This is a genomic window from Pseudomonas sp. BAV 4579 (assembly GCF_009765395.1).
GTDB lineage: Bacteria > Pseudomonadota > Gammaproteobacteria > Pseudomonadales > Pseudomonadaceae > Chryseomonas > Chryseomonas aestiva.
This window is the reverse complement of sequence record NZ_WHOV01000056.1, coordinates 123,558-135,027: the sequence shown is the minus strand read 5'-3', so window position 1 is coordinate 135,027 and position 11,470 is coordinate 123,558. Positions and strand designations below refer to the sequence as shown.

13 protein-coding genes and 1 tRNA gene are annotated in these 11,470 nt (G+C 64.8%); 3 read left to right on the top strand and 11 right to left on the bottom strand.

All coding sequences use genetic code 11. The features are described from left to right. Positions 1 to 139: 139 nt before the first annotated feature. Positions 140 to 226, top strand: a tRNA-Leu gene (locus GSQ95_RS13285). Positions 227 to 268: 42 nt separating this feature from the next. Here GSQ95_RS13285 and GSQ95_RS13280 read toward each other — a convergent pair. The 6 genes from GSQ95_RS13280 to sseA all read right to left on the bottom strand — a co-directional run bounded on the left by GSQ95_RS13280 (position 269) and on the right by sseA (position 4,975). Beyond that, on the bottom strand, positions 269 to 529 hold the full coding sequence (locus GSQ95_RS13280; protein ID WP_158897001.1) for a hypothetical protein: 261 nt from the start codon (positions 527 to 529) through the stop codon (positions 269 to 271). A gap of 126 nt (positions 530 to 655) precedes the next feature. Continuing rightward, the gene (locus GSQ95_RS13275; RefSeq protein WP_158897002.1) at positions 656 to 883 is read right to left on the bottom strand and encodes a TIGR02450 family Trp-rich protein; all 228 of its coding nucleotides are present in this window, start codon (positions 881 to 883) and stop codon (positions 656 to 658) included. Then, complete coding sequence (locus GSQ95_RS13270) at positions 880 to 1,545, bottom strand: gamma-glutamylcyclotransferase (RefSeq protein ID WP_158897003.1); 666 nt, start codon at positions 1,543 to 1,545, stop codon at positions 880 to 882. The genes GSQ95_RS13275 and GSQ95_RS13270 overlap by 4 nt, the downstream gene beginning before the upstream one ends. Positions 1,546 to 1,758: 213 nt before the next feature. Continuing rightward, a complete protein-coding gene (gene ahpF / locus GSQ95_RS13265) occupies positions 1,759 to 3,318 on the bottom strand; it encodes an alkyl hydroperoxide reductase subunit F (protein ID WP_158897004.1) in 1,560 nt (519 codons plus the stop codon). 83 nt (positions 3,319 to 3,401) lie between these two features. Beyond that, positions 3,402 to 3,965, bottom strand: a complete 564-nt coding sequence (ahpC, locus tag GSQ95_RS13260) for an alkyl hydroperoxide reductase subunit C (protein WP_158897005.1) — start codon at positions 3,963 to 3,965, stop codon at positions 3,402 to 3,404. Between the two features lie 158 nt (positions 3,966 to 4,123). Next, positions 4,124 to 4,975 carry a 3-mercaptopyruvate sulfurtransferase gene (gene sseA, locus GSQ95_RS13255; RefSeq protein WP_158897006.1) on the bottom strand — a complete coding sequence of 284 codons (852 nt, stop codon included), beginning with the start codon at positions 4,973 to 4,975 and terminating at the stop codon, positions 4,124 to 4,126. A 116-nt stretch (positions 4,976 to 5,091) separates the two neighbouring features. Between sseA and epsC the strand changes: the two genes are divergently transcribed. After that, the gene (gene epsC / locus GSQ95_RS13250; protein WP_158897007.1) at positions 5,092 to 6,036 is read left to right on the top strand and encodes a serine O-acetyltransferase EpsC; all 945 of its coding nucleotides are present in this window, start codon (positions 5,092 to 5,094) and stop codon (positions 6,034 to 6,036) included. On the opposite strand, the gene tcyN is transcribed toward epsC, so the two are convergent. The 5 genes from tcyN to GSQ95_RS13225 form a co-directional block, all read right to left on the bottom strand. Beyond that, positions 6,027 to 6,791, bottom strand: a complete 765-nt coding sequence (gene tcyN, locus GSQ95_RS13245) for an L-cystine ABC transporter ATP-binding protein TcyN (protein WP_158897008.1) — start codon at positions 6,789 to 6,791, stop codon at positions 6,027 to 6,029. The two genes, epsC and tcyN, sit on opposite strands and share 10 nt — an antisense overlap. Then, complete coding sequence (gene tcyL / locus GSQ95_RS13240; RefSeq protein WP_133861826.1) at positions 6,788 to 7,462, bottom strand: cystine ABC transporter permease; 675 nt, start codon at positions 7,460 to 7,462, stop codon at positions 6,788 to 6,790. The genes tcyN and tcyL overlap by 4 nt, the downstream gene beginning before the upstream one ends. Then, positions 7,459 to 8,256, bottom strand: coding sequence for a cystine ABC transporter substrate-binding protein (tcyJ, locus tag GSQ95_RS13235; protein ID WP_158897009.1), 798 nt, complete (start codon positions 8,254 to 8,256; stop codon positions 7,459 to 7,461). The genes tcyL and tcyJ overlap by 4 nt, the downstream gene beginning before the upstream one ends. Positions 8,257 to 8,368: 112 nt before the next feature. Further along, a complete protein-coding gene (locus GSQ95_RS13230) occupies positions 8,369 to 9,361 on the bottom strand; it encodes a D-cysteine desulfhydrase (protein WP_158973821.1) in 993 nt (330 codons plus the stop codon). 68 nt (positions 9,362 to 9,429) lie between these two features. Continuing rightward, on the bottom strand, positions 9,430 to 10,083 hold the full coding sequence (locus tag GSQ95_RS13225; RefSeq protein ID WP_158893128.1) for a 7-cyano-7-deazaguanine/7-aminomethyl-7-deazaguanine transporter: 654 nt from the start codon (positions 10,081 to 10,083) through the stop codon (positions 9,430 to 9,432). A gap of 193 nt (positions 10,084 to 10,276) precedes the next feature. Between GSQ95_RS13225 and GSQ95_RS13220 the strand changes: the two genes are divergently transcribed. Beyond that, positions 10,277 to 11,314 carry an NADP(H)-dependent aldo-keto reductase gene (locus GSQ95_RS13220; protein ID WP_158893130.1) on the top strand — a complete coding sequence of 346 codons (1,038 nt, stop codon included), beginning with the start codon at positions 10,277 to 10,279 and terminating at the stop codon, positions 11,312 to 11,314. Positions 11,315 to 11,470 lie beyond the last annotated feature (156 nt).

The following is an 11,470-nucleotide window of genomic DNA, read 5'->3' as shown; positions in this document are numbered from 1 at the left end:
TGTACGCCGGTTCGATTCCGACCTCGGCCTCCACTATTGAGAGCCCCGTAGATCTCTGGTCTACGGGGCTTTTCATCATCCAGGGATGTGTGAATACTGGATCAGGTCTACGAATCCGGTCGTCTGCGGATTCGGTTCTGCCCGAGTGGTGAAACTGGTAGACACAAGGGACTTAAAATCCCTCGACCTAACGGTCGTGCCGGTTCGATTCCGGCCTCGGGCACCATCCAAATGAAAAGGCCACTCGTGCGTGAGTGGCCTTTTTCGTTTAGGCGGGAATCGTCCAGTAGGGGGTTTCATCCGCGTCGCGTTCGATTCGAGAACGGCTGTCGAGAATGAAGGCTTCGAGCATGGCAGCGTCGAGCAATTCGGTGCGGGCGATGGGGCGATTAAGTACCGACTGACCGCTACGAGAGAAGACCTCGACATCGTAGGCACGTTGATCTCGCGTGGAGATCACGCAGCGCAGGGGTTCGAATCCGCCTTTCAGGGTGTTGAAGGCGCTGGCGAGTTCGACATAGAGGGTCATCCGGAAGAGCTTCCTGTTCAAAGGTGGCACTGTGACAGCATTGGCTGCTACAGGGTTTCACCTTTGCAGAAACGTGCCGTCATATCGCGATGCTAGTCGCAAAATTCCGGCCCTGCTTTCGGAGTTTTATTGCCAGCCTTGCAGCCAGCATTCTGCATCCTGCAACTCGTGCCAGTCCAGCGTCCAGGTACGACGAGTGAGAACGGCTTGTATATCTATCTGCGAGATGGGGTCGGTCTCGACTTCCGGGGGATGCACTCGGGTCACGATGAAATGCTTCTGCCGTCCGCGTGGCTGGACGGCCGTCCATTTGCTGAGCAGCAGCTTGCTTGGATTGATCTGGCGTTGCTTCATCCCTGCATGGCCTCCAGCAGCGGTGCGCTGCGATAGCGCTGCAGCAGGGCTTCCAGGTTGCGATCGGGCATGGCGTGAGCCCTGAGCGCCGTGATGGTGCGTTCGACGTACTCCAGGGTGGTGCCGAAATGACCGCAGGCTTCGGTCAGGACGCGATTGAGGATGTCGTCGGGCAGGCTGCCGGCATAGCAGGGCAGATTGCGTTTCAGCACGAAGCCGAGCGCCTGGACCTTGCTACCGTCTTCCAGGTGGCATTGCAGCCAGCGAGGACGGTAGGAGCCATCCGGCATTTCGCGTTTCCAGAGGGCCAGCAGATGGTCGTCCAGTTGATCCTCCGGCAACTGGTAGGCGAAGCCCGAGCAGGAGCCGCCGCGATCCAGGCCCAGTACCAGGCCGGGTTGGTCGGGGGTGCCGCGATGCAGCTGCGACCAGAGATAGAGACCGCGATGATATCCGTGCACCCGCGCCCGGCGAACGTCGACCGCGGGGCACTCGGGGCGCCAGATCAGCGAGCCGTAGGCGAACAGCCACACCGGACCGGGTTGGCGTTGGGCCAGGGTGGCCTCCAGAGAGGCTACGAGTTCCGGATGGGTGAGCGGGGTGGCGGGCGCCAGCTTGGGGGGATAGGAGTCGTGGATGCTGGAAGAAATCTGTCTGTGCATATGTTGCCTGGTCCTCTACCGCTGGAGCTGCCAGGTCTAGGGACCCGACACCAAGATCCTAACGAAAGTCCGGTAAGAACTCCTAGACCGTTCGTGCCCATCTTTATGACGCCTGGTTAGGTTGCAGCGAGAACCATGCCAACGCCTTGGCAAAAATCACCAGACGAAAAAAAGCCCGACAGATGTCGGGCTTGGAGTGGAGCGTCAGATCGATCAGGCGCTGGTGCGGATCAGGTGATCGAAGGCGGCCAGGGAGGCCTTGGCGCCTTCGCCCAGGGCGATGATGATCTGCTTGTAGGGCACGGTGGTGACATCGCCCGCCGCGAACACGCCGGGCAGGGAGGTCTGGCAGCGCGCGTCCACTTCGATCTCGCCACGTGGCGACAGCTCCACGGTGCCCTTGAGCCAGTCGGTGTTGGGTACCAGGCCGATCTGCACGAAGACGCCTTCCAGGTCGATGTGGTGGAACTCGCTGGAATTGCGGTCCTTGTAGACCAGGCCGTTGACCTTCTGGCCATCACCCTTGACTTCACTGGTGAGCGCACTGGTGATGACGGTCACGTTGGGCAGGCTGAACAGCTTGCGCTGCAGCACGGCGTCGGCACGCAGCTGACCGTCGTACTCGATCAGGGTCACCTGGGCGACGATGCCGGCGAGGTCGATGGCTGCCTCGACTCCCGAGTTGCCGCCGCCGACCACGGCGACGCGCTTGCCCTTGAACAGGGGGCCGTCGCAGTGTGGGCAGTAGGCTACGCCGCGGTTACGGTATTCCTGCTCGCCCGGCACATTCATCTCACGCCAGCGGGCACCGGTGGCAAGGATCAGCGTCTTGGCCTTGAGCGAGCCACCATCGGCGAAGCGTACTTCGTGCAGACCGCCGGCTTCGTGGGCCGGAATCAGCTGCTCGGCGCGCTGCAGGTTCATGATGTCGACTTCGTACTGCTTGACGTGCTCTTCGAGCGCCATGGCCAGCTTCGGGCCTTCGGTCTCCTTGATGGAGATGAAGTTCTCGATGGCGAGGGTGTCCAGCACCTGGCCTCCAAAGCGCTCGGCGGCGACGCCGGTGCGGATGCCCTTGCGCGCGGCATAGACGGCAGCTGCAGCACCAGCGGGGCCGCCACCAATGACCAGGACGTCGAAGGCGTCCTTGGCCTTGAGCTTGTCGGCGGAGCGGGCGGCGGCGCCGGTGTCGAGCTTGGCGACGATCTCTTCCAGGCCCATGCGGCCCTGGCCGAAGGGTTCGCCGTTCAGGTAGACGCTGGGCACGGCCATGATCCGGCGGCGCTCGACTTCGTCCTGGAACAGGGCGCCGTCGACGGCGACGTGCTTGACCCGGGGATTGAGCACGGCCATGAGATTCAGGGCTTGCACCACGTCCGGGCAGTTCTGGCAGGACAGGGAAAAATAGGTTTCGAACTGGTAGTCGCCGTCTAGGGCCTTGACCTGCTCGATGACGTCCTGGCTGGCCTTGGACGGATGACCGCCAACCTGGAGCAGGGCGAGGACCAGGGACGTGAATTCGTGGCCCATGGGCAGACCGGCGAAGCGCAGGTCGATGTTCTGACCGGGGGTCAGCAGGGCGAAGGAGGGACGACGCTCATCGCTGCCGTCGGTGCTGAGGCTGACCTGATCGGACAGGCTGGCGATATCCTGCAGCAGGCTATGCATTTCACGGGACTTCGCGCCATCGTCGAGGGACGCGACGATCTCGATGGGGCGCGTGACGCGTTCGAGGTAGGTCTTGAGCTGGGCTTTTAGATTTGCGTCCAACATGGCGACGTGGCTTCCGTAAAAAATGGGCAAAAAAAGAGCGCGCGGGCAAGGCGCCCGGGCGCTCGGGCTAGATCAGGCGGGCGTTAGATCTTGCCGACCAGGTCCAGAGAGGGGGTCAGGGTCGCTTCGCCTTCTTTCCACTTGGCCGGGCAGACTTCGCCCGGGTGGTTGGCGACGTACTGGGCGGCGCGGACCTTGCGCAGCAGTTCGCTGGCATCACGGCCGATACCGTTGTCGTGGATTTCGCACAGCTTGATCTGACCTTCCGGGTTGATCAGGAAGGTGCCACGCAGGGCCAGGCCTTCTTCTTCGATCAGCACTTCGAAGTTGCGGGCCAGGCGAGCGGTGGGATCGCCTACCAGCGGGTAGTTGACCTTCTTGATGGCTTCCGAGGTGTCGTGCCAGGCCTTGTGGGCGAAGTGGGTGTCGCAGGACACGCCATAGATCTCTACGCCCAGCTTCTGGAACTCGGGGTACAGGTCAGCAAGGTCTTCCAGCTCGGTGGGGCACACGAAGGTGAAGTCGGCCGGGTAGAACACGAAGGCGGACCACTTGCCCTTCAGATCGGCCTCGGTCACCTGGACGAATTTGCCATTGTGGTAGGCGGTCGCGGTGAAAGGCTTCACTTCGGTGTTGATCAGGGACATTGATGACTCCTTGATGGGTTTAAGTCAGGGTTGAAATCGATAGGACGCATACTAATCGCATTTTGACGATTCACCTCATTGTTAAAGGCGATGCTGGCGATTAGGCGCCTCTATCGGATACTACAGGTTACGAGGGAAATCAGTATCTTAGCCAAACCTCAGGCAGCGCCCAGGGCCTTGATCGTGGCGGGATGCTGACCCCATTCGCTCCAGGAGCCGTCATAGAGTCGGCCATCCGGAAAGCCGGCGACACTGAGGGCGAGCAGCAGCACCGTGGCGGTGACTCCACTGCCGCAGCTGGTGATCACCGGATGCAGGCCATCGATACCCAGGGCCTGGAAGCGCTGGCGCAACTCCTGGGGAGGCAACAGGGTGCCGTCTTCGGTCAACAGGCTGTCGTAGGGCAGGTTCTGGCTGCCGGGCATATGACCGGAGGCGACGCCCGGGCGCGGCTCGGCGATCTCGCCGGTGAAGCGCTTGGCGCCGCGCGCGTCGAGCACCTGGGTCTGGCCCACGCTGAGCGCGGTCTGCACATCGCCAAGGCCGCAGAGCAGGCGGTTGTTGAAGATGACGGGGTAGGGTGGTTGCGGGCTGGGCAGGTTTTCACCGGCCTCCAGCGGCAGGCCCTGTCTACGCCAGAGCGGCAGGCCGCCATCGAGCACCAGCACCTGGTCATGGCCGAACAGGCGGAACAGCCACCAGGCCCGGGCGGCGGAGAAGAGGCCTTTCTGGTCGTAGACGACCAGGGTGGTCTCCGGGGTGACGCCCAGTTCGCCGGCCAGGCGGGCGAAGCGTCCGGCGCTGGGGACCATGTGCGGCAGCGCGGTGTCCGGGTCGGAGAAGTGTTCGATATCGAAGCGCAGGGCGCCGGGGATGTGCTGCTGCCGATAGGTCTCGTCGGCGACCTGGGGTTCATTGGGCAGATAGAGACTGGCATCGAGGATCAGCAGGTCCGGGCGACCGAGTTGCTCGTGCAGCCAGGCGGCGGTGACCAGCGGGGAAGCGATCATGGGTGGCGCTCCTTGATGGGCAAAGGACGACAGCTTAGCGCGCCTGGCGCGACGTGGGCTGTCAGGGACCAGCGGATACTTTATCCTCGGCAGCCTGGCAACTGGATAGATGACTTATGAGCGAACTTAGCGGGCAATCCACGGGCGGCAACGACTGGCAACTAGGGCGCATCGTCGGTGAACTGCATGAGGCGCGCAGCCAATGGCGCGAGACCCACGGACGTTTTCGCGAATTCAGTGGCCGCGAGCTGCCGTCGCGCAGCGTCATGGCCAGCGTGATCGAATCCCTCAGCGGGGCGCTCTTTCCGCTGCGCCTCGGGCCGGATCAGTTGCGCCAGGAAAGCGAGGACTTCTATGTCGGCTTCGAGCTGGAGCGAGCGCTCAATGCGCTGGTGATCCAGGCGAAGCTGGAGCTGGATTATTTCGCCAAGCAGCGTGGCGAGAACGGCGTCAATCGCGCCGATGAGGCGCGCCGGCTGGTGCAGGCCTTTGCCCTGGCACTGCCTGATCTGCGCCGCCTGCTGGATACCGACGTGATCGCCGCCTACCAGGGCGATCCCGCTGCCCGCAGCGTGGACGAGGTGCTGCTGTGCTATCCGGGCATCTACGCCATGATCCATCACCGCATCGCCCATCACTTCTATCGCAGCGGCCTGCCGCTGCTGGCGCGGATGGTCAGCGAGCGGGCGCATTCGGCGACCGGGATCGACATCCATCCGGGCGCCCAGATCGGCGAAGGCTTTTTCATCGATCATGGCACCGGCGTGGTGATCGGCGAGACCTGCATCATCGGCGACCGGGTGCGCATCTATCAGGCCGTGACCCTGGGCGCCAAGCGCTTCCCGGCCGATGCCGAGGGCAATCTCAAGAAGGGCCACCCGCGCCATCCCATCGTCGAGGACGACGTGGTGATCTATGCCGGGGCGACCATCCTCGGGCGCATCACCATCGGCCAGGGTTCGACCATTGGCGGCAACGTCTGGCTGACCCATGGCGTGCCGGCCAACAGCAACGTCAGCCAGGCCAGCCTGCAGGGCTGTGCCGGTCTGGCTCAGGAGTAGTCGGCGGCGCTGTCGCGAACGAACTTGGCCAGGAAGCGCCGGGTGCGGTCTTCACGCGGCCGATTGAACATCTCGGCCGCCGGGCCTTGTTCGACGATGCGACCAGCGTCCATGAACAGCACCCGGTGGGCGACGTCGCGGGCGAAGGCCATCTCGTGGGTGACGATCACCAGGGTACGACCTTCCTGGGCCAGCCCGCGGATCGTCTCCAGCACCTCGCCGACCCGCTCGGGATCCAGCGCTGAGGTGGGTTCGTCGAAGAGGATGGCCTGGGGCCGCATGGCCAGCGCCCGGGCGATGGCGACCCGCTGCTGCTGGCCACCCGACAGCTGCCCGGGATAGGTATCCGCCTTATCGGCCAGCCCGACCTTGGCCAACAGCTCGCGACCGCGGGCGCTGGCGGTCTCGCGGGCTTCGCCCTGGACGATGATGGGCCCTTCGATCACGTTCTCCAGCGCGGTGCGATGGGGAAACAGATTGAAGTTCTGGAAGACGAAACCCATGCTCTGGCGCAACTGGCGAAGGGTGCCCTGCTGGGCCTTGAGCGGCCGGCTGGCATCGATACGCAGCTCACCCAGGCGGATACTGCCGGCGTCCGGGGTCTCCAGCAGATTGAGGCAGCGCAGCAGGGTGGTCTTGCCCGAGCCGCTGGGGCCGATGATGGCGACCACCTCGCCCTGGGCCACCTGGAGGTCGATGGCCTGGAGCACGGTCTGCTGTTGAAAGGACTTGGACAGCCCCTGCACCTCGATCATGACGGGCCTCGCTCGTTGATGTGACGCCCGTAGTGTCGCTCCAGGCGATTCTGCAGGGTGGACAGCAGGCTGGCCAGCACCCAGTAGAGCAGCGCTGCGGCCAGGTACATACTGAAGATCTCGAAGGTGCGGGCAGTGATCAGCTGGGCCTGGCGGAACAGCTCAGGCACCTGGATGGTGGCTGCCAGCGAGGTGTCCTTGACCAGCGAGATGAAGCTGTTGCCCAGCGGTGGCAGGGCGATCCGCAGCGCCTGGGGCAGGATGGCGCGCCTCAGGGTCTGCAGGGGCGTCATGCCGATGCTGGCGGCGGCTTCCCACTGGCCGCGGTCGATGGCGCCGATGGCTGAGCGGATGATCTCCGCGGTGTAGGCGGCCATGTTCAGCGAAAAGCCGATCAGCGCCGCCGGCAGTGGATCGAGCTGGAGGCCGAGTTCGGGCAGGCCGTAGTAGATGACGAACAGCTGCACCAGCAGTGGCGTACCCCGAAAAAACGAGATGTACAGCCGCGCCAGGCTACGCAGCGGCAGACTCCGGGAGCGGCGCAGCAGGGCCAGGCCGAAGCCTAGCAGCAGTCCGAAGAACATGCCGCCGAGGCTCAGGACCACTGTCCAGATCGCGCCCTTCAGCAGGAAGGGCAGCGAATCGAGCAGGAGCTGTAGCGTGTCGCTCATTGGGTGACGTCAGCCTTGAACCACTTCTCGGAGATCTTGGCCAGGGTGCCGTCGGCGCGCAGCTTGGCGATGGCCTGGTCGACTGCGGCATGGAATTCCGGATCGCCCTTGCGCTCGGCGATGCCCGATTCCTGGCGGCTGAAAGGCTCACCGGCCAGGGCCAGCTTGTCCTTGGTCTTGGACAGCAATTCCAGGGCGGCCAGGCGGTCGACGAGGATGGCATCGATGCGGCCGACGCGCAGATCCTGGTACTTGGTCGGATCGTCTTCGTAGGTGCGCACGTCCGCCTTGGGTACGTTCTGGCGCAGCCACTGCTCGTAGTTGGTACCCAGGCCGACGCCGACCTTCTTGCCGGCGAGGTCGGCGGCAGTCTTGATGCTGTCCACATCGTCCTTGCGCACCAGCGCCTGGATGCCGGAGACGGTATAGGGGGTGGAGAAATCGTATTTCTTCTTGCGCTCCTCGCTGATGGTGACCTGGTTGATCACCACGTCCAGGCGCCGGGATTCCAGGGCGGCCAGCAGGCCATCCCACTTGCCGGGCTGGATCTTGGCGTCGACGCCCAGTTCCTTGGCCAGCGCCTTGGCGAAGTCCACCTCGAAGCCGGTCAGCTGACCCTGTTCGTTCTGGAAGCTGAAGGGCGGATAGGTGCCTTCCAGGCCGACGATCAGTTCGCCGCGCTGCTTGACGGTCTGCAGGAGGTCTTCGGCCTGGGCGGTGGCCTGGTGGGCCAGGCCCAGGGCGAGCAGCAGGGCGGCGCTACGGAACAGACGCTGGGGGAGAGCTTTGCGCATGGAGGAAATCCTTGAGGTTATGAGGGTGCGCCACTATGGGGGTGTCTGTTCTGACATCCCAAGTCCGAAAACTGCTGACGTTATGCCATCGCCCAGGGACTTGGCTAGCCGATCAGGCCAACCAGTCGCCATAGGCGAAGGTGCCCGGGGCGCCGCCGGTGTGCAGAAATACCAGGGGACCGGGCGGCAGCGCACCGGTGGCTACCATGTCCAGCAGGCCGGCCATGGCCTTGCCGGTGTAGACCGGATCCAGGACCAGACCTTCCAGCCGCCCTAGGCGGCGGATGGCTGCCAGGGTGCCGGGATTGGGTTCGCCATAGCAGGGACCGAAATAGCCATCACGCAGCTGCGGCGGATCCTCAGGCAGGGCGACGCCCAACAGCCCGGCCAGCTGTTGCCGCAGCAGGGCGACCTTGGGCAGCTGTTCGGCCTCGGTGCGGGAGACGGTGACCCCGATCACTGGCAGCTCCGGTCGCAGCTGGTGGAAGGCCAGGTCCAGACCGGCCTGGGTGCCGGCACTGCCGGAGGCGAGGATGACGGCTGCGGGTTGCAGCTGCAGTTCGTGCAGCTGAGCGTCGAGTTCCAGGCCGGCACGGACGTAGCCGAGGGCGCCCAGGGCGCTGGAGCCGCCAATGGGAATCACCCAGGGCTTGCGCCCTTGCTGGCGCAGGCGCTCGGCTGCGGTTTCCAGCTGGCTGACCGGATCATCGAGGGCGGCGACGGCGCTGACCTCGGCGCCGAAGAGTTCGAGCAGGAGGCGGTTGCCGCCGTGCAGGTAGCCGGGGTCCGCGGTGGCGATGGGATTTTCCAGCAGGGCGACGCAACCCAGGCCCTGTTGCGCGGCGACGGCTGCAGTCTGGCGCACGTGATTGGACTGGATGGCGCCAGCGGTCACCAGGGTGTCGGCGCCATCGGCCAGGGCCGCGGCGACCAAATACTCCAGCTTGCGTACCTTGTTGCCGCCCAGGGCCAGGCTGGTGGTGTCGTCGCGCTTGCAGTAGACCGGTCGGCCCAGCTCCGCCGACAGTCGCGGCAGGAGCTCCAGCGGGGTCGCCGAGGATTGCAGCGTCAGGCGCGGAAAGCGGGCGAGGGCGGTGGCGAGCATGGCGGAACCCGGGGCAGTGAAAGGAGCTTCACTCTAGGGGCAAGCCGCGCCTGGCAGCAATCCTGCGCTCAGGCGAGGTCCGGGCGCCGTGCCCAGGCCTGGGGTGCCAGGGAGCGCAGCAGCACGCCGTAGAGCGGCACGAAGAGCAGCAGGCTAACCGTCAGCTTGACCCCGTAGTCGACCAAGGCGATCTCCGGCCAGTGGCTGGCCATGAAGGGATTGTCGCTGCGCCAGAAGGCGATGGAGAAGAACGCCAGGGTGTCGAGGGCGTTGCCGAATAGGGTCGAGACCGTCGGCGCGAGCCACCAGTGGCGCGAGCGCCGCAGGCGGTCGAACACCTGGATGTCGAGCAGTTGCCCGAGCACATAGGCGCAGAAGCTCGCCAGGGAGATGCGCAGGACGAAGACATTGAGGGCGGCCAGCGCCGTCCAGCCCTGGAAGCTGCCGTCCTGGAACAGCACGGAAACCCCATAGGAGACCACCAGCGCCGGCAGCATCACCCGGGCGATGACCTGCCGCGCCGCCGCCTTGCCCATCACCCGCACGGTGAGGTCGGTGGCCAGGAAGATGAAGGGGAAGCTGAAGGCACCCCAGGTGGTGTGCCAGCCGAACAGCTGCAGCGGCAATTGCACCAGGTAGTTGCTGGCGATGATGATGAGGATGTGGAAAGCGACGAGCGCGGCCACGAGGGCACGCTGCGGGGTGGCAAGCAAAGCAGACATGGGCAGTCCTTTTTTGGTTACCTGGGGTGAGGGAACCCAGGGCGCGGAGGCGGGGCGACATTCTACGGATATGCGGGGTACCTGGCGAGGTCGCACCGGTCGGCGTCGGATCGGCAGCCTCATCGGACCGATGGGCAGACCAGGCAGCCGCCTGCTAACTTGTACGACTTTCGCACCGACAGAGAGCTTCCAGATGCACTTTCGATCGCTGGGTCGTACCGACCTCCAGGTCAGCGCCATCGCGCTGGGCACCATGACCTGGGGTGAGCAGAACACCGAGGCCGAGGCCTTCGAGCAACTGCGCGCCGCCAAGGCCGCCGGGGTCAACTTCATCGACACGGCGGAGATGTATCCGGTGCCGCCGCGCGCCGAGACCTACACCCGTACCGAGACCATCATCGGCAACTACTTCCGCCAGCATGGCGATCGTGCCGACTGGATACTGGCCAGCAAGGCAGCCGGTCCCGGGCGCGACATGGACTATATCCGCAATGGCGGGCTGGCCTTTACCAAGGCCAATCTCACCGCGGCGCTGGATGCCAGCCTGCAGCGTCTGAACACCGACTATCTGGATCTTTATCAGCTGCACTGGCCGGATCGCCGCACCAATTACTTCGGTCAGCTGGGCTATGAGCACAGTGAGGCGGCCTTCACACCGCTGGAGGAAACCCTGGAGGCGCTCGACGGCCTGGTCCGTGCGGGCAAGGTCCGCCATGTCGGGCTGTCCAACGAAACGCCCTGGGGCGTGCAGCAATTCCTGCACCTCAGCGAGACCCGTGGCTGGCCGCGGGTGGTCTCCATCCAGAATCCCTACAACCTGCTCAATCGCAGCTTCGAGGTGGGTCTGGCCGAGCAGGCCATCCGCGAGCAGGTGGGCTTGCTGGCCTATTCGCCACTGGCCTTTGGCGTGCTGGCGGGCAAGTACCTGCAGGGCGCGCGTCCGGAGGGCGCGCGCCTGACGCTGTTCGAACGCTTCCAGCGCTACAGCAATCCGCAGACGCAGCGCGCCGCCCAGGCCTATGTCGAGCTGGCCCGGGAACGCGGTCTGGATCCGGCGCAGATGGCCCTGGCCTTCGTCACCAGCCGGCCCTTCGTGACCAGCAACATCATCGGCGCCACCTCGCTTGCCCAGCTGGAAAGCAACCTGGCGAGCAGCGAGCTGGTGCTGGACCAGGAAACCCTCGCCGCCATCGAAGCCATCCACGTCGACCAGCCCAATCCGGCGCCCTGATCGCATGGTCTCCAACGCCCGGTACAGCTGCTGTACCAGGCGTTTCCTTGCGCCTGGCGAAAGGCGGCCGTGACCGACAGGGCAGGGGCGCAAGGGCTGCTGTCCACGACGCCTATTAAAACCGCGGCGCGGAAGGCCTAGAGTCGGTCGGACCTT